General features: G+C 71.4%; 16 protein-coding genes. 7 read left to right on the top strand and 9 right to left on the bottom strand.

Going from position 1 to position 19,909, the window contains the following annotated elements; all coding sequences use genetic code 11:
- Positions 1 to 56: 56 nt before the first annotated feature.
- From WA640_RS15995 to WA640_RS15980, 4 genes are all read right to left on the bottom strand, one after another.
- A complete protein-coding gene (locus tag WA640_RS15995) occupies positions 57 to 950 on the bottom strand; it encodes a carbohydrate ABC transporter permease (RefSeq protein WP_335988880.1) in 894 nt (297 codons plus the stop codon).
- Entirely contained in the window at positions 947 to 1,930 is a 984-nt protein-coding gene (locus tag WA640_RS15990) for an ABC transporter permease (RefSeq protein WP_335988878.1), read from the bottom strand. Before WA640_RS15990 ends, WA640_RS15995 begins: the two co-directional genes overlap by 4 nt.
- Positions 1,927 to 3,597, bottom strand: coding sequence for an extracellular solute-binding protein (locus tag WA640_RS15985; RefSeq protein ID WP_335988876.1), 1,671 nt, complete (start codon positions 3,595 to 3,597; stop codon positions 1,927 to 1,929). The genes WA640_RS15990 and WA640_RS15985 overlap by 4 nt, the downstream gene beginning before the upstream one ends.
- 237 nt (positions 3,598 to 3,834) lie before the next feature.
- Positions 3,835 to 4,527: an NADPH-dependent F420 reductase gene (locus tag WA640_RS15980; protein WP_335988875.1), complete on the bottom strand. Its 693-nt coding sequence runs from the start codon at positions 4,525 to 4,527 to the stop codon at positions 3,835 to 3,837.
- A gap of 159 nt (positions 4,528 to 4,686) precedes the next feature.
- Between WA640_RS15980 and WA640_RS15975 the strand changes: the two genes are divergently transcribed.
- From WA640_RS15975 to WA640_RS15945, 7 genes are all read left to right on the top strand, one after another.
- Positions 4,687 to 5,847: a LacI family DNA-binding transcriptional regulator gene (locus WA640_RS15975; protein ID WP_335988873.1), complete on the top strand. Its 1,161-nt coding sequence runs from the start codon at positions 4,687 to 4,689 to the stop codon at positions 5,845 to 5,847.
- A gap of 16 nt (positions 5,848 to 5,863) precedes the next feature.
- Positions 5,864 to 6,634, top strand: a complete 771-nt coding sequence (locus WA640_RS15970; RefSeq protein WP_335988872.1) for a ThuA domain-containing protein — start codon at positions 5,864 to 5,866, stop codon at positions 6,632 to 6,634.
- On the top strand, positions 6,631 to 7,755 hold the full coding sequence (locus tag WA640_RS15965; protein ID WP_335988870.1) for a Gfo/Idh/MocA family protein: 1,125 nt from the start codon (positions 6,631 to 6,633) through the stop codon (positions 7,753 to 7,755). The genes WA640_RS15970 and WA640_RS15965 overlap by 4 nt, the downstream gene beginning before the upstream one ends.
- Before the next feature lie 16 nt (positions 7,756 to 7,771).
- The gene (locus tag WA640_RS15960; protein ID WP_106362523.1) at positions 7,772 to 8,914 is read left to right on the top strand and encodes a Gfo/Idh/MocA family protein; all 1,143 of its coding nucleotides are present in this window, start codon (positions 7,772 to 7,774) and stop codon (positions 8,912 to 8,914) included.
- Between the two features lie 68 nt (positions 8,915 to 8,982).
- Positions 8,983 to 9,540 (top strand): 3'-5' exonuclease, encoded by a 558-nt coding sequence (locus tag WA640_RS15955; protein WP_335988868.1) that lies wholly within the window; start codon positions 8,983 to 8,985, stop codon positions 9,538 to 9,540.
- Entirely contained in the window at positions 9,541 to 10,254 is a 714-nt protein-coding gene (locus tag WA640_RS15950; protein WP_335988867.1) for a helix-turn-helix domain-containing protein, read from the top strand. It abuts the gene before it with no gap.
- A 105-nt stretch (positions 10,255 to 10,359) separates the two neighbouring features.
- Entirely contained in the window at positions 10,360 to 11,883 is a 1,524-nt protein-coding gene (locus WA640_RS15945; RefSeq protein WP_335988865.1) for an alpha/beta hydrolase, read from the top strand.
- A gap of 51 nt (positions 11,884 to 11,934) precedes the next feature.
- On the opposite strand, the gene WA640_RS15940 is transcribed toward WA640_RS15945, so the two are convergent.
- The 5 genes from WA640_RS15940 to WA640_RS15920 form a co-directional block, all read right to left on the bottom strand.
- Entirely contained in the window at positions 11,935 to 14,958 is a 3,024-nt protein-coding gene (locus WA640_RS15940; RefSeq protein ID WP_335988864.1) for an alpha-mannosidase, read from the bottom strand.
- A gap of 145 nt (positions 14,959 to 15,103) precedes the next feature.
- The gene (locus tag WA640_RS15935; RefSeq protein WP_335988863.1) at positions 15,104 to 15,790 is read right to left on the bottom strand and encodes a substrate-binding domain-containing protein; all 687 of its coding nucleotides are present in this window, start codon (positions 15,788 to 15,790) and stop codon (positions 15,104 to 15,106) included.
- A complete protein-coding gene (locus WA640_RS15930; protein ID WP_335988862.1) occupies positions 15,787 to 16,770 on the bottom strand; it encodes a phosphoglycerate dehydrogenase in 984 nt (327 codons plus the stop codon). Before WA640_RS15930 ends, WA640_RS15935 begins: the two co-directional genes overlap by 4 nt.
- Positions 16,767 to 18,194: an NAD-dependent succinate-semialdehyde dehydrogenase gene (locus tag WA640_RS15925; protein WP_335988861.1), complete on the bottom strand. Its 1,428-nt coding sequence runs from the start codon at positions 18,192 to 18,194 to the stop codon at positions 16,767 to 16,769. The genes WA640_RS15930 and WA640_RS15925 overlap by 4 nt, the downstream gene beginning before the upstream one ends.
- On the bottom strand, positions 18,191 to 19,909 hold the full coding sequence (locus WA640_RS15920; protein WP_335988860.1) for a GH39 family glycosyl hydrolase: 1,719 nt from the start codon (positions 19,907 to 19,909) through the stop codon (positions 18,191 to 18,193). Before WA640_RS15920 ends, WA640_RS15925 begins: the two co-directional genes overlap by 4 nt.

Here is a 19,909-nt window from a genome sequence, read left to right as displayed (position 1 = left end):
CCCCGGATCGTGCATCCTATAGGATATAGGATGCACGATCCGGGGCCCTGAGGCGCTTACCCCTTGACGGCGCCGATGATGACGCCTTTCTTGAAGTGCTTCTGCACGAACGGGTAGATGACGAGCGCGGGGACGATCGCGACCATGACGATCGCCATCTTCACCGCGAGCGTCGGCGGCGCGCTGCTCAGTCCCGAGGCCTGCGGCAGCGGGGCCGACTCCACCACGTAGGTGCGCAGGACCAGCGCGAGCGGCCATTTCGACGTGTCGTCGAGGTACAGGAACGCGTTGAACCAGCTGTTCCAGTAGGCGACCGCGTAGAACAGCGTGACCACGGCGATCACGGCCTTCGACAGCGGGGCCACGATCTGCCACAGGACCCGGAACTCCCCGGCGCCGTCGATGCGCGCGGAGTCGAACAGCTCCTGCGGGAGGCTCATGAAGAACGCCCGCAGGACCACGACGTTGAACGCGGACACCGCCATCGGCAGGATCATCGCGAGGTAGTTGTCGCGCAGGCCGAGGGCGCTCACCCACAGGTACACGGGGATGAGCCCGGGGAAGACCACGAACATCATCAGGACCGAGAACAGGACGGTCTTGTGCCCGAAGGACCCCGGCTTCGACAGCGAGTACGCGCCGAGGATCGACACGACGACGCTGACGACCGTGCCGACGGCGGTGACCGCCAGGGACACCACCAGGGACCGCAGCACGACCGGGTTGCGGAACATCTGCTCGTACGCCTCGAAGGTGATCCCGTCGCCGGGCCAGACGACGAGGCCGCCGACGCGCTGCACGGTCTCGGCGCTGGAGAGGCTCGTCAGCGCGATCGTGTACAGCGGGAACAGGATGAGCAGGGCGATCACGATGATGCTCGCGCCCTTCGCGGTCTGCCCCGCGACCGTGGGCTTCTCCTCCCACGCGGCCCGTTTTGCTTTGGCGCTCATGACTTCGAGTACACCCCCCGTTCGCCCAGCAGGTGGGCGGCCTTGTTGGCGGCGAGGATGAGCACGAGCCCGACCACGCCCTTGAACAGCCCGGCCGCGGCCCCGTAGTCGAAGTCGCCGGTGCGGATGCCGCTGTAGTAGACGAACGTGTCGAACACTTCGGACGCCTGGGACCCGACTGCGCTGCGCTGCAGGAAGAACTGCTCGAACCCGACGTTCAGCGCGTCGCCGAGGCGCAGGATGAGCAGCAGCACGATGACCGGCCGGATGCCCGGCAGCGTGATGTGCCACAGGCGCCGCCAGCGTCCGGCGCCGTCGACCGCGGCGGCCTCGTACAGGTTCGGGTCGATCGCGGCGAGGGCCGCGAGGAAGATGATCGCCCCGAACCCGGCCTCCTTCCAGATCGCCTGGGAGGTCACGAGCAGGATGAACGTGTCCGGATTCGTCATCCAGTCGACGCCTTCGAAGCCCGCGCTGCGCAGCGTCTGGCTGAGCAGCCCGGCGCCGCCGAGCATCTGCTGGAAGATCGCGATCACCAGCACCCAGGAGAAGAAGTACGGCAGGTAGACGATGCTCTGGAGCATCGACCGCAGGCGCTCGGACACCAAGGAGTGCATGAGCAGCGCGAGCGCGATCGGCACCGGGAAGTAGAACACCAGCTGGAACGCGGTGATCGACAGCGTGTTCACGAGTGCGCGCGTGAACTCCGGGTCCGAGAACAGCAGCTGGAAGTGCGTGAAGCCGACCAGGCGCGAGCCGAGGATGCCGCCGGTGTACGGCTTGTAGTCCTGGAACGCGACCACGTTGCCGAGCGTGGGGATCCACCAGAACCCCCACACGAGGAGCATCATCGGCGCGGCCATGAGCAGCAGCGGCCAGTCCCGGCGCAGCCGGGTCAGCCAGTGCGCCTTCGGCTGCGGCGCACGGGGTGGGGCGTCCCCCGCCGCGGCGGCGGGGGACTCGATCGTCGTGGTGCTCACAGGCGGTCGTTGTCCTCGGCGATCTTGGTGTAGTACTCGCGGGCGGCGTCGCCGACCTTCGCGCGCCAGTCGTCCACGATGGTCGACCACTCGGAGACGTCCCGCTGGCCGCGGTAGATCTCGTGGCAGGCCTCGGTCATGGGCTCGTTCTCGGCGGAGAGGTCGGAGGGCATCTCGACGCGCAGGCCCTGGAACGGGCTGGGGTCGAGGAAGGCCGCCGCGTTGGTCTCCCACTCGTGCAGGCGCTCGACCATGCCGGGGTACTGGAACTTGTTGTTGGCGTTGGCCCGGCCGGACAGGAACATGTAGGTGGGGGCGACCTCGGTCTGGCCCAGCTCGGTGCGCTGCGGCACGCCTTCGGCGTCCACTGTGAAGTGGACGCCCTCGACGCCGTCGGAGACGAGGTCGTACTCCAGGGTCCCGTACGGCGCGGAGCACCAGTTGGCGACCCGCAGGCACTCCTTGACGCGCTCCTCGGAGAGGTCCTTCTTGATGAAGGTGAACATGCCGGCGGGGTCGTCGCGCCAGATCGTGGGCGTGCCGCCCGCCTCGCGCGCGAGCGGGTCGACGATCTGGAGGTTGAATCCTTCGACGCCGCGGTAGGTCGCGAACATCTCGTGCCAGGCGCCGACGCCGTCCTCGAAGAACAGGCCCTGGCCGGACCCGATGATCTCCTTGGCGTTGGTGCTGCGGTCGGCCACGTAGTCGGGGTGGACGAGGCCCTTGTCGAAGACCTGCCGCGTGTACTCGACGGCGGCGGCGAACGCCTCGGTCTCGAACTTGTGGACGAGCTTGCCGTCCTCGACCTTCCAGAGGGTGGGCACGCCCATGGCCTCCTGGACGGTCTGGTCGAGGCTCGCGAAGGCCCACCGGTTCGCGGACGGGTCGTTGACCTCCTCGGCGAGGGCGAGGAGCTCTTCGAGGTCCTTCGGGTGCTCGCCCAGGCCCAGCCCGTCGAGGAGGTCCTGGCGGGTGAACAGGGCGTTCGTGTACGGGGACCTCTCCCACGGGATGCCGAGGAGCTTCCCGCCGAACACACCCATCGCCCATGCGGCCGTGGGGTACGAGGCGAGGAGCGGGTAGTCGGCGGCGGCCTTGTCCCCGGCGAGGTAGGGGGAGAGGTCGGCGAACAGCTCGTTGGCGGCCTCGGTGAAGTCGGAGAGCTTGATGATCTCCCAGCCGGGGATCTGGAACATGTCGGGGACGTCGCCGCCCGCGAGGGTGGTGGTGATCTTGTCGACGTAGTTGTTGCCGTCGGCGATGTTGAAGACGACGGTGCCGCCGAGGATCTCGTTGACCGCGGTGAAGTACGAGTTGCCGGGCAGGCCGGGCGGGGTGGGGTTCCACAGCGGGGTGATCGCGGTGATGTCCTCGCCGGTGGTCATCACCGGCTCGGTGACGACCTGCTCGGGCGCTTCGGGGCGCGAGAGGTAGCCGGGGGTCACGGTCCCGTCGGGCTGGCCGGGGAGGTCGGGTTCCAGGCCGCCTTCGTACGGGGTGTAGGTCGGCAGCAGGTCGGCGAGCTCGTCGGAACCGGCCGCGGTGCCTTCGGGCCCTTCGTCGAGGTCCGCGCACGCCGCCAGCGATGCGGCGGCGGCCGCGGCGGCGCTCGCTTGGAAGAGGCCGCGGCGGTGCATTCGAAGGGTGCCGTTCTGGTTGTCGCCCATGGCGATGCCTTTCGTCGGGGGATACAGGATTCGCCGGGTATGCAGGCCGAGGGGCCGTTTTTTTAAAGGTATGACCAAACGAATTTAACTACACGGATGAGAGCTGCGCAACTCTGGGCCCGCGGCTCGCCCCCGACCTCGCCTTCTCCCCGTTCCGCCTGGCTCCATTGGGGACTGACGCGCGGCAGTGGAAAGCCCGGGACGGTCGGGCCGTCCCGGGCTGCTGGTCGATTGGTCCTACATGTCGCGGTAGCGCTTGGCGGCCTTCAGGAGCGGCTCGATGATCTCCGGCGTGACCTGGCGCGGGGCCGGGACCTTGTCGAAGCTGAACTTCTCGGTGAAGAACACCCCGTAGGCGGGGGTGTCGCGCTGGAAGCGCCAGCCTTCGGCGAGCGGCCCGGCGTCGTAGGCGTCGAAGCCGATCGAGTCGAGGAAGTCGGCGACGGCCTTCTTGGCGGCCGCGTCGTCGCCCGCGATGGCGAGCACGGACCGCTCGGGGTCCCCGGCCGGGCGGGCGAGGGTCGCCACGTGGCCCTGATAGATGTTGTTGAAGCCCTTGACGACGAACGACTCCGGCAGGTGCGCCTGGAGGAGTTCGCTCACGGTGGTCGACTCGTCGTCGAGCTCGGGGATCTGCCCGTCGCGCTCGGGGTAGTAGTTGTTGGTGTCGAAGACGACCTTGCCGCGCAGCTCCTCGACCGGGACGGTCTTGTACGCCTTCAGCGGGATGGTGACGACGACCAGGTCGCCCGCGGCGGCGGCCTCGGCGGGCGTGGCGGCGCGGGCGTTCGGCCCCAGCTCCGCGACGAGGTCCGCGAGGGTCTCGGGCCCGCGGCTGTTGCTCAGGACCACGTGGTGGCCCGCCTTGACGGCGAGGCGCGCGATGGCGCCGCCGATGTTGCCGCTGCCGATCAATCCGATTGTGCTCATACCGGTGAGTAACGAGCGCACAACTGCCGCAATTCCGCCTTTTCAAGGTGTTCTGCGCCATGTTCGGGCCCATTTCGAATGCGGGGAAGGCGCTTGATTCTCTCTCGTCTTTATGCTTAAAATCGCCCGCGGCACTTGATCGGTAAAGGGGGAGCGGGCATGGGCGCACCGCGGAAGGCCAGCATGGCCGACGTCGCCGACCGCGCCGGCGTCTCCGTCATGACCGTCTCGAACGTCATCAACCGGCCCGAGATCGTCGCCGAAGTGACCCGGGACAAGGTCCACGCCGCCATGCGGGAGCTGCGCTACCGCAACAACCTCGTCGCCCGCAGCCTTCGGCTCGCGCGGCCGCGGCAGATCGGCTACATCCTCCCCGCGCCCGACGCCTCCGGCAACCCGTACATGAACGTGTTCCTCCACGACCTCGCCACCGCCTGCCAGGCCGCCGACCGCAACCTCACGCTCATCACCCAGCAGGACATCGAAGCGCTCATGAGCGCCTGCGAGGACCTGTACTTCGGGCAGGCCGTGGCCGGGTTCGTCGTCTCCAACGTCGGCTCGGAGGACGACCGGCTCATCGAGCTCCAGAAGCGCGGCATCCCCTTCGCCGCGTACGGCCGCGACGCCGCCGCGTTCGACAGCCCCTGGTCGTGGGCCGAAGGCGATGCGGCCCTAGGCGTCGCGAACGCCGTCGACCACCTCGTCGAGCGCGGCCACCGCGAACTCGCGTTCGTCGGCGCCGACCGCCGCAGCGAGACGGTCCTCCAGCGTGAGCTCGGCTACCGGGAGGCCTGCGAGCGGCACGGCCTCGCCGCCTCCACCGCCGACGCGCGGATCGTCCACTGCCGCGGCGACCTCGCCACCGGCGTGCGCGTTGCCGCCGCCCTCCTCGACTCGGACGCGCCGCCCACCGGGATCGTCTGCAAGACCGACACGCTCGCCGCGGGCGTCGTCATCACCCTCCAGGCCCGCGGCCTCACCCCCGGCCGCGACGTCGCCGTCACCGGGTACGACGACACCCCGCTCACCGAGTTCGGCACGGTCGGCATCACCTCGGTCCACCAGGACTCGGCCGGGATCGCCGCCGCGCTCGTGCGGCTCGTCGTGGAGCAGCCCGCCGAGCCGGAGCACGTGCTCGTGGCGCCCTCGCTCACGGTCCGGTCCAGCACCGACCCCATGCGCAACGGGACCGCCCATACCGGGACCGCGCACATCGGAACCCTGCACGCCGAGACCGCGGACTCCGAACCCGCGCACACCGAGACCCTTCACGCCGAAACCCAAGCGGCCCAACGATTCACCACCGAAGAACACGTATAGCAAGGAGCACTGCCACATGTCACAGGCACCCATCCGCGTCGTCGTCTGGGGCGAGAACCGCCATGAGCAGGTCGAGCCCTCGGTCGCCGAGCGCTACCCCGACGGCATGCACGGCGCCATCGCCAAGGGCGTCGGCGAATGGCTCGGCGAGAAGGCCGTCATCACCACCCACACCCTCGACGAGCCCGAGCACGGGCTCACCTCCGACGTCCTCGACGCCACGGACGTTCTCATCTGGTGGGGCCACGCCGCGCACGGCGACGTCGACGACGAGATCGTCGACCGCGTCCACCGCCACGTCCTCGCCGGGATGGGCCTGATCGTGCTCCACTCCGGGCACTGGTCGAAGATCTTCACGAAGCTCATGGGCACCACCTGCACCCTGCGCTGGCGCTCCGAGCACGACCGCGAGCTGGTGTGGACGGTGAACCCGCAGCACCCGATCGCCCGCGGCATCCCGAACCCGATCGTCATCCCCGAGCAGGAGATGTACGGCGAGTACTTCGACGTGCCCACCCCCGACGAGCTCATCTTCATCTCCGGGTTCACCGGCGGCGAGGTCTTCCGCTCCGGCATGACCTACCGCCGCGGCTTCGGCCGGATCTTCTACTTCAGCCCCGGCGACCAGGACTTCCCGGTGTACCACCACCCGGACGTCAACCACGTCATCGCCAACGGCATCGAATGGGCCCGGCCCGACCGCGAGCGCGAGACGCCCACGCTGCTGCGCTACGACACCGACGACTTCTTCAACGGCCAGGGCTACCGCGGGGCGTTCGAGCGATGAGTTTCACGACGCTCGACATCGAAGGGCCGCTGCGACTCGTCGTCGTCGGCGCCGGCGGCATGGGCCGCGCCTGGATGCACACCATCGAGGCCGATCCCGCCACTGAGCTCGTCGGGATCGCCGACCTGTACCCGGCCGCCACCGAAGCGGCCGCGGCCGACCTCGGCCGCGACCTCGCCACCGGGACCGACGCGGTCGAACTCGCGCAGCGCACCGGCGCCCACGCGATCGTGAACGCCACCATTCCCGAAGCGCACCACCCGGTCACGATCGCGGCGCTCCGCGCCGGGCTCCCGGTCCTGGGGGAGAAGCCCGTGGCCGCCACCGTCGCCGAGGGCCTCGCACTCGCGGCCGCGGCCGAGCTCACCGGGCACCTGTTCATGGTCAGCCAGTCGCGGCGCTACAACCGCGGCCTGTTCCAGGCCAGGCAGGACGCGGAGGCGCTGGGGCGCATCGGGATCGTCTCGGTCGACTTCTTCCAGTCCCCGCACTTCGGGGGCTTCCGCGACGAGATGGACTCGCCGCTCCTGCTCGACATGGCGATCCACCAGTTCGACATGGCGCGGTTCCTCCTCGACGCCGACCCGGTCGCGGTCGTCTGCGAGGAGTACAACCCGCCGTGGTCCTGGTACGCCGGGAACGCCGCGGCCACCGCCGCGTTCGAGATGGAGGGCGGCGCCCGGTTCACGTTCAACGGGTCCTGGTGCAGCCCCGGCCTGGAGACCTCCTGGAACGGCGCGTGGCGGATCTCCGCCGAGCACGGCAGCACCGTCTGGGACGGCGAAGGCGAACCGGAGACCAAGGCGCTGTCGGACGCCGAGTCGAAGGCGGGCGCCGAGGTCCCCGGCGAGGGCATCGCCGGGTCCCTGCGCGAGTTCACCGAGGCGCTGCTCCACGGCAGCGAGCCGATGGGCCGCGTCCACGCGAACGTGCTCAGCCTCGCGATGGTCGAGGCCGCGATCCGCAGCGCCGCCGAGGGCCGCCGCGTCCGACTGGACGAGATCCTCGACGGGGCCTACGAGTCCGCGCTCGCGACGACGACGGACATCGATATCCTCACCGTGTTGCAAGGGTGGCCGTCGGTCCGCGACGGCCTGAACCGAGGGAGCCGCAGTGACTGAACCTCTCCGCATCGGCATGGTCGGCTACGCCTTCATGGGCGCGGCCCACTCCCACGCGTGGCGCACCGCGCCGCGCTTCTTCGACCTGCCGCTCGCACCCGAGATGACCGCCCTCGCCGGGCGCGACGCCGACCGGCTCGCCGCCGCGGCCGCCAAGCTCGGCTGGGACTCCACCGAGACCGACTGGCGCCGCCTGATCGAACGCGACGACATCGACCTGGTCGACATCTGCGTCCCCGGGAACCTGCACGCCGAGATCGCCATCGCGGCGCTCGAAGCGGGCAAGCACGTCCTGTGCGAGAAGCCGCTCGCGAACTCCGTGGAGGAGGCCGAGGCGATGACCGCCGCGGCCGAGGCCGCGAAAGCCAACGGCGCGCTCGCCATGTGCGGGTTCTCGTACCGGCGCACCCCGGCCCTGTCGCTCGCGAAGCGCCTGGTCGACTCGGGCGCGCTGGGGGAGATCCGGCACGTGCGGGCGCAGTACCTCCAGGACTGGCTCACCGACGAGAACGCGCCGCTGACCTGGCGCCTCGACAAGGCCAAGTCCGGTTCGGGGTCGCTCGGCGACATCGGCGCGCACATCATCGACGCGGCGCAGTGGATCTCCGGGTCCGACGTCACGGGCGTCTCGGCGATCCTGGAGACCTTCGTGAAGGAGCGGCCCGTGGGCGGCGACTTCGTGGGCCTCGGCGGCCACGGCGGCGCCGACGGCCCGAAGGGCCCGGTCACCGTGGACGACGCGGCGGTGTTCACCGCGCGGTTCGCGAACAACGCGGTCGGCGTCTTCGAGGCCACCCGCTTCGCGCTCGGCCGCAAGAACGCGATGCGCGTGGAGGTCAACGGCTCCAAGGCGTCCCTCGCATTCGACTTCGAGGACATGAACTCGCTGTGGTTCTACGACGCCGCCGACGAGCCGAACGCGGGCTTCCGCAAGATCCAGGCCACCGAGCCCGAGCACCCGTACACCGGGAACTGGTGGCCGGTGGGCCACGGCCTCGGCTACGAGCACGGCTTCACCCACCAGGTCGTCGACCTCGTGAACGCGATCGGCGCGGGCGAGCAGCCCACGCCGTCGTTCGCCGACGCCCTCCAGGTGCAGCGCGTCCTCGCGGCCGTCGAGGCCAGCGCCGCCGACGAGAGCCGCTGGACCGCGGTCTGACCCGTCCGACCAGGCACTCGGGGCCCGTCCACCGCAAAGTAGTGGACGGGCCCTTTACGCTGCAAGGCATGGACACCCTGCTGAACGTGATCGACGTCGAGGCCACCTGCTGGGAGGGCCAGCCTCCTGCGGGCGCGGTCAACGAGATCATCGAGATCGGCCTCACCGTCGTCGACCTCGCTGCCGGAGCACGGCTCGCCAAGCACCGCATCCTGGTGCGCCCCAGGCGCTCCCGCGTCAGCGAGTTCTGCACGCGGTTGACGGGCCTCACGCAGGCCGAAGTGGACACCGGCATCGAGTTCCCGGACGCCTGCGCCCTCCTCGTCAAGGAGCACCGCGCCGACTCCCGCCCGTGGGCCAGCTGGGGCGACTACGACCGCAACCAGTTCCAGCGCCAGTGCAAGGCGACCGGCACCCGCTACCCGTTCGGCAGCCGCCACACCAACGCCAAACTCGTGTTCACCCAGGCGAACGGCCTCAAGCGCCGCCCCGGCATGGCGACCGCGCTCGACATCGCGGGCCTGCCCCTCGACGGGCGCCACCACAGCGGCGCCGACGACGCCTGGAACATCGCCGCCCTCGTCCTCGGCCTCGCCGCGACCGGGGACTGGCCCGAAGGGGACTGAATGGCCTGGAGCACCCGTGAGATCGCCGAGCTCGCCGGGACCAGCCTGCGCGCCGTCCGGCACTACCACGAAGTCGGGCTCCTGCCCGAGCCCGAACGCAAACCCAACGGATACAAGCAGTACGGCGTGGCCCACCTCGTCAGGCTCCTGCGCATCAAGCGCCTCGCCGACCTCGGGTTCTCGCTCCCGCAGATCGCCGCGATGGGCGACGACGACGGCCACCCCGAGCAGGCCCTGCGCGACCTCGACGCCGAACTCGCCGCCACCATCGAACGGCTCCAGCGCATCCGGCTCGAACTCGGCGCGATCCTCCGCGAGTCCGCCCCCACCGACCTGCCGCCCGAACTCGCCCCCATCGCCGCGGAAGACGGCCTGTCCGCCACCGACCGGAACTTCATGGTCGCCATGTCCCGCATCCTCGGCCCCCGCGCCGTCGGCGCCTACGCCGACCTCTTCCGCGACACGCCTCCCGTGCCCGTCGACCGCGAATTCGAGGAGCTGCCGCCCGACGCCGACGAGGCCACCCGCGCGGACCTCGCCGAACGCATGGCGCCGTTCGCCCGCGAGGTCGCGCAGCGCTTCCCGGGCATCAACGACCTCAGCGACGCCCCGCACGGCGAGGACTTCGCGCGCCGCTCCATCGGCACCACGCTCCGCGACCTCTACAACCCCGCGCAGCTCGACGTCATGGTCCGCATCCACGCGCTGCTGTGACCTCCTTCATCCCAACGCCCGAAGCGCTTGACTGTGCCGCAGCGGCATGGCCTGAACTGGCCCGTATCCCCGCAAACAGGGGAACAGGCACAGGAAGGGTGCACCATGAGACGACACACCAGAAGACGGCGCATCGCGATCGCCCTCGCGCTCGCCGCCGCGGGCGGGCTCGGGACCGTCGCGGTCCTCCCGGCCGTCGCCCAGGAGTCCGGGCCCGAAGCGGACGCGGTCGACTGGGGCGCCTGCCCCGACGACGTGACCGGCGGCGACCGCCTCGAATGCGCGACGGTCGACGTCCCGCTCGACTACGACGAGCCGGACGGGAAGACCATCGAGGTCATGGTCTCCCGTCTCGCCAGCACCGACACCGAGGAGCGCCGCGGCATCCTCCTCCTCAACCCCGGCGGTCCCGGCGGCGCCGGGCTGAGCCAGCCGGTCGAGCTCGTCGACCTCGGCCTGCCCGACGGCGTCACCGACGCCTACGACCTCATCGGCATGGACCCGCGCGGCGTCGGCCACTCCACGCCCGTCTCCTGCGGCTTCACCAATGAGCAGGGCCACCCCGGGAACGTCCCGCCGTACGCGGTGGACGACGCGGCGGTCGCCGAGCACGCCGCGTACGCGAAGTCCGTCGCCGAGCAGTGCGCGGCGAACGACACCGAGGGCCTCATGCCCCACATGTCCACGGCCAACACCGCGCGAGACATGGACTTCATCCGCGCCGCCCTCGGCGAGGAGCGGCTCAGCTTCTTCGGCGCCTCCTACGGCTCGGTCCTCGGCGCCGCGTACGCCTCGCTGTTCCCCGAGGAGAGCGACCGGATCGTCATCGACTCCAACGTCGGCGGCACCGCCCTCGACTACGACGCCCAGCGCCGCTGGGGCAGCGGCTTCGAGGAGAACTTCCAGTACTTCGCCGAGTGGGCCGCCGAACGCGACGCCGCCCACGGCCTCGGCGACACGCCGGAAGCCGTGCAGGACAAGTACTTCGAGATCGCCGAGCGGCTCGACCAGGAGCCGGTCGGGGAGTACGACGGCCGGCTGTTCCGGTTCCTCGTGTTCGTCTCGCTCTACAGCGAGGACGCCTTCGCCCCGGCCGCGCGCCTCTGGGAGTCGCTCGACCTGGGCGACGCGGCCGCCGCCGACCGCGCCGTCGACGAACTCGACGCGCAGGTGGCGACAGACGCCGCGGACACGCCCTCCCCGTACGACAACGCCTGGTCCGCATACCTGGCCGTGACCTGCAACGACGCCGACTGGCCGGAGGACCTGGCGACCTACCAGGCGAACACCGCCGCCGACCGCGAGGCGCACCCGATGTACGGCGGCGCGGGCGCGAACGTCAACGCGTGCGCCTTCTGGGCCAACGAGCCCCTGGAGCCGCAGGTCGAGATCACCGACGAGGGCCCGGCGAACGTCCTCATCGTCCAGAACGAACTCGACGTCGCCACCCCGTACCCGGGCGCGGAGCTCAACCGCGAGGCCTTCGGCGACCGGGCCCGCCTCGTCAGCGTCGACGGCTTCGGCCACGGCGTCTACGTGTACGGCGGCAACGCCTGCGCCCTGAACACCACCACGGCATTCCTCCTCGGCGGCGAGCTGCCCGAGGACGACGTCCACTGCGAGGCATAGCGAAGACGACAAGGGCCGGGCGCGCATGCGCGCCCGGCCCTTTCCCCTGTCCTAAGCCCGGGTGATCCGCAGCGTCGCGATCTGGAAGGGCCGCAGCGCCAGCGACACCGAACCGGCGTCGCTCGCGGTCACCGCGGCCGTCTCGACCTCGCGTTCCAGCAGGTCCGTCTCCGCGACGGCGCCCGCGGTGAAGCCGAGGTCGAGCACGGCTTCCGTGCGCGCCCCGTGCGCCTCGTAGAGCCGCACCACGACATCGCCCGAGCCGTCCTCGGCGAGCTTCACCGTCTCCACGACCACCGCCGGGTTCCCCACGGCCACCAGCGGTTCGACCGCTCCGGCGGCCACCGCACGGAGGGGCAGGTTCAGCCGGTACCCGGCCCGCACCGCCTCGGCGACGCCGCCGGGGACGAGCGACGTGCGGAACACGTGCTCGCCCTGGTCGGCCTCCGGGTCCGGGAACAGCGGGGACTTGAGGAGCGTCTGGCGCACCACGGAGAAGGTGCCGCCGCCGCTTCGCGGGTGCCGCGTCACGTCGTGGCCGTAGGTCGCGTCGTTCGCGACCCCCAGGCCCCGGCCCGCTTCCCCGACGTGGACCCAGCGGTGCGCGCACGTCTCGAACCGGGCCTCGTCCCAGCTCGTGTTCGTGTGCGTGGGCCGCTCGATGTGCCCGAACTGGATCTCCGAGCGCGCCGACGCCGTGTGCACGTCGACGGGGAACGCGAACTTCAGCATCGTCTGCCGCTCATGCCAGTCCACAGTGGTCTCGATGTCGACCGCGGCCCGGCCCGCCTCCACGCTGAACACCTGAGTGATCGTGGACTCGCCGAAGGAGCGGACGGTGCGCAGCGCGGCGCGCTCCTTGCCCTCCTCGACCACCTTCACCTCGTCGGCGGCCTCCAGGTCCCGGCCCGAGCGCCGGTACTCGACGTCCACGTCCCACGCGTCGTAGTTCCGCGGCGTGTCCGTGAACGCCTGGAGCAGGCCCGCGCGTTCGCCCGGCGGCACGGTCTCGCGGCCGGTCGCGCCGTCCACCAGGGAGGTGATGAGCCCGTCGGCGTCGAAGACCACGCGCACCGCGCCGTTCGCGATCACCGTGGAGCCCGAATCGCGCTCCACCGTCACGACATCGTTCACCTGCTTGGCGCCCACCGAGAACGCGGGCACCCCGTCGACCTCGTAGGGCCCGGAGTTCACGAACCCCTCGCCCTCGACGGCGCCGCCGGAACCGAGCGCGGCCACCGCTCCGGCGATCACCGGCTCCAGGTCCGCCTCGATCCGCGCGTACTCCTTGGCGGTCTGGTCGTAGACCCACCCGATCGAGGAGCCCGGCAGGATGTCGTGGAACTGGTTGAGCAGCACCGTCCTCCACGACCGCCGCAGCAGCTCGTACGGGTATTCCGCGCCTGTGCGCACGGCCGCCGTCGCCGCCCACAGCTCCGCTTCGTGGAGCAGCGCCTCGCTGCGGCGGTTCCCGCGCTTCGTGCGCGCCTGCGACGCGTACGTGCCGCGGTGGTTCTCCAGGTACAGCTCGCCCGACCACACCGGACGCGACGGCAGCTCCTCCTCGGCCGCCTCGAAGAACTCGATCGGCGGCGCGATCCGCACCGTCGGCGACCCCTCCAGGTCCGCCGCGCGCCGCGCCGCCGCCATCATCTCCCGGGTCGGACCCCCGCCGCCGTCGCCGAACCCGAAGGGCACCAGCGACATCGACGCGCGGCCTTTGTCCGCGAAGTTCCGCTCGGTGTGCGCCAGCTCCTTCGGCGTGAGCTGCGAGTTGTACGTGTCGACCGGCGGGAAGTGCGCGAAGATCCGCGTCCCGTCGATGCCCTCCCAGTCGAACGTGTGGTGCGGGTACTTGTTGACCTCGTTCCACGACAGCTTCTGCGTCAGGAAGTACCCCGCGCCCGCCGCGCGCGCGATCTGCGGCAGCGCGCCCGTGTACCCGAACGAGTCCGGCAGCCACACCTCGCGCGTGTCGATCCCGAACTCCTCCAGGAAGAACCGCTTGCCCTCCACGAACTGCCGCGCCATGGCCTCCGCGCCCGGCATGTTCGTGTCCGACTCGACCCACATGCCGCCCACCGGCACGAACCGGCCCTCGGCGACCCGCGCGCGGATCCGCTCGAACAGCTCCGGATACGACTCCTTGATCCACGCGAACTGCTGCGCCGACGAGCACGCGAACACCAGGTCCGGGTCGGCGTCCATGAGCTCCAGCACGTTCGAGAACGTGCGCGCGCACTTGCGCACCGTCTCGCGCACCGGCCACAGCCACGCCGAGTCGATGTGCGCGTGGCCCACCGCGTACACCTGGTGCGCCGACCGCGCCGCCGGGGACGACAGCACGCGCCGCAGCGCCTTGCGGCCCGCCACCGCGGTCCCGTGCACGTCGTGCGGGTGCACCGCGTCGACCATGGCGTCGAGGGCCGCGAACAGCTCTGCGCGCCGCGGCGAGCCCTCCGGCAGCTCCAGCGCCAGGCCGCGCACCGTCGCCACGTCCTGCACCAGCTCCCACACCGTCGCGTCGCGCTGCACCACCGCGATCCGGCCCAGCCGGTAGATCGGCGTGTCGGGCGCGGTCTCCCAGCGCCCCAGCGGGGTCGGCGCGAAGCGGACGCCGCTGGTGAACACGTCGGGGTTCGCCGCGGCCTCCACGTACAGCTCGAACGACTCGCCCGGCTTGAGGCCGAGGCGCACGTAGTCGTTCTTCGGCTCGATCGCCTTCAGTGTGCGGCCCGAGCCGTCGAAGACCAGGGCCTCCACCTGGAAGCCCGCGCCCTCGCCGATGAACCCGGGGTCGATCGCGAGCTCCACTTCGCCCGGCTCGGCCGTCCAGTCCGCCGGAACCGCGCCGGACACCTTGAACCACACGGTGCCCCAGGCCCGGCCCCACGCGTAGCCCTCCTCGACCGGCGCGTACGACTGCCCGACGGCCTCACTGAACGGCACCGGCTCCCCGGGGACCGCCCAGGCCGCCACCCGGACCGGCGCGCTCGCCCGCTCCCTCGCCGGTTCCAGGCGCTCCTTCACGAAGCGGTCGAGGCGGACCTTGACGGCGTGCTGCTGCTGATGCAATTGAAACTCCTCTATGGGGGAGGGTCGTGAGCATTCGACGTGCCGGGTCGGCCCCCGGGTGCTGCACCCGCGGCCGATGCGAGTGTAAGCCCTTTCCCGGGGTTCGCGAAACGGGCGGAAGCGGGCCGTTCACTCCCGCTGCCGCTCAGCCGGCGACGCCCTCCAGTCCCGTGTCGCGGTACCGCGCGACCGCGGCGGGCGACGCGAGGTGCGCCACGAGCGCCCGCGCGGCCTCGTCCGCTCCGGCGCCCGTGGCGGCGGCGAACACCGTGTAGTGCTGGGCCGCTTCGGGAAGCGGCCCCACGAGCCGGGCCTCCGGCACGAACCGCAGCTCGCTCAGCTGCTGCACGGCCAGATCGGCGCGCCCGTCGAGGAGCGTCTCGGCGACGAAGCCCTTCTCGACCACGATGGCGCGGGCGTTCACGCGGTCGGCGATGCCGAGGTCGGCGAGGAGCGACGCGAAGTAGACCCCGCTCGCGCCGGTCTGCGAGTACGCGACCGAGCGGGCCGCCACGAGCGCGGCCTTCAGCGACTCCACAGTGGATATATCGGGCAGTTCGCCCTCCCCGGGCGGGGCCGCGACGCCGACCCCGACGCGGGCGATCTCCACGGCCTCGTCCAGGACGCCCGCCGCGACCAGCTCGGCGAGCTGGTGTCCGACCCCGATCATCACGTCGGGGTAGTCGTGGTGCTCGATGCGCTGCAACAGGACGTTCGTGGGGTCGTAGACCGCCTCGACCTCGTGCCCGGTGGCCGCGGTGAAGTCGGCGAGGACCCCCGCGTCCAGGGCGAGGCGGACGGCCAGGGTGCTGAACAGTCGGACGGGCTTCACACGGCCCCCTTCAGGTAGTCGGGGTTGACGAGGTTACCCGGGCGCGGGTCCCCCGCGAGGAAATCGGCGACCTGACCCGCGGCCATGAGGCTCGACCGGGCCCGCGCCTGGTGCGTCGCCGCTCCGATGTGGGCGGTCACGAACACCCGGTCGAGGCCGCGCAGCGGGCTGTCGGCGGCGAGCGGCTCGGTCTCCAGCACGTCGAGCGCGGCCCCGCGGAGGTGCCCGCTGCGCACCGCGTCGGCGAGGGCCGCTTCGTCGAGGACGCCGCCGCGGGCGGTGTTGACGAGGAACGCGCCCGGCTTCATCGCCGCGATCCGCTCGCGGTCGATGAGGTTCCGGGTCGACTCGTCCAGGAACAGGTGCAGCGTCAGGAAGTCGGAGGCCGCGAGCACCGCGTCCAGCGAGCCCCGCTCGATCCCGTGGTCCCCGGCGAAGTCCGCGTCGAAGTACGGGTCGTACGCGATCACGGTCATCCCGAGCGCCCGCGCGACCCGCGCGACGGCCTTCCCGATCGAGCCGAGCCCCACGATCCCGAGCACCGACCCGGCGAGCTCGGTGCCGCTCGGCTGCTCCCACCGGCCCTCGCTCACAGCCGCGATGTTCTGCGGCAGCAGGCGGGCGCCGTTGACGAGCTGGCCCAGGACCAGCTCCGCGACGGACTCGCGGTTGACGCCGGGCGTGTACGTGACGGCCACGCCCGCGGCGGTCGCGGCGGCGACGTCGATGTTGTCGTACCCCACCCCGCAGCGCCCGAACACGCGCAGTCGCGTTGCGGCCGTGATGACCTCGGCGGTGAACCTTTCCGTCCCGGCCACGATCGCGTCCGCGTCTGCCACGGCCTCCGCCAGGGACTGCCCGCTGGCGCGCCGGTCCGCGGCCCGCGCGAACACCACCTCGTGCCCGGCGCGGCGCAGGAGCCGCTCGACCTCGCCGCCCGGCTCCAGATATGCGGTGGTGACCAGCACCCGCGCGCTCATGCGCCCTCTCCTCTCACCTGCGTGTAGACGGCGACGGTGTATTCGCCGATCCCCTCGGTGCCGCCTTCGCGGCCGTACCCGGAGGACTTGACGCCGCCGAACGGCGCTTCGGCGACCGCGAGCGCGGTGCTGTTGACGCCGATCATGCCGACGTCGAGGCGTGCGGCCACGTCCCGTGCGGCCTCCGCGGGCCCGAAGACGTAGGCCGCGAGGCCCTGCTCCACGGCGTTCGCGCGCGCCACCGCCTCGTCGAGGTCCCGGTACGGCAGCACCGGGGCGACCGGGCCGAACGGCTCCTCGGTGAGGATGCGCGCGTCCTCGGGCACGTCCGCGACGACCGTGGGCGCGTAGAACCACCCCGGCCCCTCGATGCGGTGCCCGCCCGTGAGGATGCGGGCCCCGCCCTCGCGCAGGTCGTCTACCAGGGACTCGACGGCGGCGAGGCGCCGCGCGTTCGCGAGCGGCCCCACCTCGACGCCCTCGACGTCCCCGGGCCCGACCTTGAGGTTCGCGGCGGTCTCGGCGAACACCGCCGCGAACGCCTCCGCGTCTTCCTGCGGCACGAAGAATCTGGTGGGGGAGATGCACACCTGCCCCGCGTTGCGGAACTTCGCGCCCGCGAGCGTCTTCGCAGCCGAGGCGGTGTCGGCCCCGGGGAGCACGATCACGGGCGCGTGGCCGCCGAGTTCGAGGCTGAGCGGCTGGAGGTGCTCGGCGGAGAGCCGCACGAGCTCGCGCCCCACGGGGATCGACCCGGTGAGCGTGATCTTGCGGATCGCGCGCGACCCGATCACCTGCGCCGCAATGGAAGGCGCGTCTCCGGTGACGACGGCGACCGCGTCTCCGGGCAGGCCCGCCTCCACGAGGCACTGCGCGAGGGCGAGGGCCGCGCTCGGGGCCTCCTCGGCGGGCTTGACGAGGATCGAGCATCCGGCGGCGACGGCGGGCGCCAGCTTCCGGGCCGGGAGCGAGGCGGGGAAGTTCCAGGCGGTGAACGCGGCGACGGGTCCGATCGGGCGCCGCTCGACGCGGAACTCGCGGTCGCCGTCGCCCCAGGTCCGGCCGAGGTCGCGCAGGGCCTCGTGCGCGAACCAGTCGAAGTACCCGGCGGACTGCTCGATCTCGGCGCGGGCCTCGCCCAGGGGCTTGCCCTGCTCGGCGGTGATCGCGCGTGCGACGGTCTCGGCCCGGCCGCGCAGGAGCGCCGCGGCCCCGGTGAGGACCCGCGCCCGCTCATCGGGTGCCGAACGGCGCCAAGCCTGAAAGCCCCGCTCGACCGCGGCGAGCGCGTCGTCCACATCGGATGCGGTGGCGAGGGCCGCGGTCCCGACGGCCTCGCCGGTGGCGGGGTTGCGGAGCGGGACGGCCCCGCCGTCGGCGGCCGCGCGGAGGCGGCCGCCGACGTACAGGAGGGTGTCGGTCATCGCGGTTCCAGGACCACGAGGGACACCGACGGCAGCGGGAGCGCCGTCTCGTACCGCAGCGCCCCGCCCTCGGCGGTCACCGTCCGCGCCTCCCCGACGGTCTCCAGGCCCTGCCTCGCGTGGATCGCCTTGAGCGCGTCCGCGTCCGGGTCCTGCGGGGACCCGAGGGCCTCCCACACGGTGTGGGCGTTGGAGTGGTCGGCGTCGATGCGGTACTCGGTCGCCGTGTAGGACCCGGCCGCGAGGCCGGTGAAGGCCAGGACCGCGGCGGTCGGCTCCGGGTCCTGCGCGTACTGGTCGTCGCCGTGGCGCCACACCAGTGCCGTGACCGTGCCGTCGTCGGCGATCGACGCGAGCGCGTCGACCTCCTCGGGCATCCCGTACTCGCGGCCCGAGAGGTCGTCGATGGGGAAAGCCCGGTCCGAGACGGCCGGGAGCCGCCGCTGTCCGAGCTTGGCGAAGAGCCGGTAGGCGTTCATGAGCGGCTTCTCGATGCCGCCCTGGGTGGTCCACGACCGGGTGCCCTCGAAGTACCGCTCGCCCTCGAAGTAGAACGACCAGGTGGTGGCCTGCTCGATGTTGTCGCTGTGCGCCGCGGAGAGGTCGAGGAGCTTCTTCATGAGCTTGGCCTGGAACACCGGGTAGTACTCGGTGTTCTGGAACCGGAAGTTCGGGTTGTCGTAGGCGGAGTGGTGCGCGGGCACGCCCGCGTCGCACTCGTCGATGAGCGCGGGCAGCGCCGCGTACTCGGGGAACTCGTCCATCACGGCGAGAAGGCGGTCCACTTCGAACAGCATCTTCACCGCCGAGGGCGACTCCTGCACGGGCGCGGGCGCCCCGATGGGCCCGTAAGTGCGCCACGGCGTGAACGCCGAGCCCTTGGTGTGGAACGAGACGTAGTCCAGCGGCGTGCCGGTCGCCTTGCAGTGCTTGAGGAACCCGCGCAGGAACTCGACGCCGTCGTCGCCGCCGGTGACCGAGGGCCCGCCGACCCGCGCGTCCGGGAGCACTCCCCGGATCGCCTCGACGGTGACGGTGTACAGGTCGTAGTACTGCTGCGGAGTGCCGCGCCAGTAGAAGATGTCGGGCTCGTTCCACAGCTCCCACACCCAGGTGGACACCTCTTCGGCGCCGTACCGTTCGAGGACGTGCGCGGCGGTGGCGGCGCACAGGCCGGCCCACTTGCCGTAGTCCTTGGGCGGGAACGACCACAGGCCCTGCTCGTAGGCGCTGTAGACGGTGGGGCTGGAGAGCACCGGGAACACGGCCTTCTCGGGCACGAGGTCCTTCGGGGTGAACCCGAGTTCGACGAGCACGTGGTGCCCGGCGCCGGTGATGGCGTCGTAGGTCTCGTCGAGGAGCGTGAAGTCGTAGAACGGGTTCCCGTCGGCGTCCTCGTGGTAGACGTTCCCGTTGCCCCAGTGCGGCTGGCCCCAGCCGCTGCCGGAGCAGAACATGTAGTGCGGGCGCACGTGGAACGGCTGCGGTGAGAACTCCCCGATGCTGTTCAGCAGCTTCTTGCCGTCGGGCCGGTACGTGTAGTTGATCTCGTCGTAGCCCATGCTCGCCCAGATCGGGGCGAGGTCGACGCCCGGCGCGGCGGCGTCGATGCGGACCTCCGCGTCGCGCACGTGCCGCGGGTTCGGGTCGGACCGGGTCGCGGACGGGTGCCGCCGGTTCTGCCCGGCGTGCGCGGTGGTTCGTGAGTTCGGCAT

The sequence above is a fragment of the Glycomyces sp. MUSA5-2 genome (assembly GCF_037034145.1).
GTDB lineage: Bacteria > Actinomycetota > Actinomycetes > Mycobacteriales > Micromonosporaceae > Glycomyces > Glycomyces artemisiae.
The sequence above is the reverse complement of the archived record's forward strand: the minus strand, read 5'-3'. Positions and strand labels throughout refer to the sequence as shown.

Bases quoted from the DNA above. Each gene is read 5' to 3' on its own strand.
- WA640_RS15995 (WP_335988880.1), bottom strand. From the start codon at position 950: ATGAGCGCCAAAGCAAAACGGGCCGCGTGGGAGGAGAAGCCCACGGTC.
- WA640_RS15985 (WP_335988876.1), bottom strand. From the start codon at position 3,597: ATGGGCGACAACCAGAACGGCACCCTTCGAATGCACCGCCGCGGCCTC.
- WA640_RS15980 (WP_335988875.1), bottom strand. From the start codon at position 4,527: ATGAGCACAATCGGATTGATCGGCAGCGGCAACATCGGCGGCGCCATC.
- WA640_RS15975 (WP_335988873.1), top strand. From the start codon at position 4,687: ATGGGCGCACCGCGGAAGGCCAGCATGGCCGACGTCGCCGACCGCGCC.
- WA640_RS15970 (WP_335988872.1), top strand. From the start codon at position 5,864: ATGTCACAGGCACCCATCCGCGTCGTCGTCTGGGGCGAGAACCGCCAT.
- WA640_RS15965 (WP_335988870.1), top strand. From the start codon at position 6,631: ATGAGTTTCACGACGCTCGACATCGAAGGGCCGCTGCGACTCGTCGTC.
- WA640_RS15960 (WP_106362523.1), top strand. From the start codon at position 7,772: ATGGTCGGCTACGCCTTCATGGGCGCGGCCCACTCCCACGCGTGGCGC.
- WA640_RS15955 (WP_335988868.1), top strand. From the start codon at position 8,983: ATGGACACCCTGCTGAACGTGATCGACGTCGAGGCCACCTGCTGGGAG.
- WA640_RS15950 (WP_335988867.1), top strand. From the start codon at position 9,541: ATGGCCTGGAGCACCCGTGAGATCGCCGAGCTCGCCGGGACCAGCCTG.
- WA640_RS15945 (WP_335988865.1), top strand. From the start codon at position 10,360: ATGAGACGACACACCAGAAGACGGCGCATCGCGATCGCCCTCGCGCTC.
- WA640_RS15930 (WP_335988862.1), bottom strand. From the start codon at position 16,770: ATGAGCGCGCGGGTGCTGGTCACCACCGCATATCTGGAGCCGGGCGGC.
- WA640_RS15925 (WP_335988861.1), bottom strand. From the start codon at position 18,194: ATGACCGACACCCTCCTGTACGTCGGCGGCCGCCTCCGCGCGGCCGCC.
- WA640_RS15920 (WP_335988860.1), bottom strand. From the start codon at position 19,909: ATGCCGAACTCACGAACCACCGCGCACGCCGGGCAGAACCGGCGGCAC.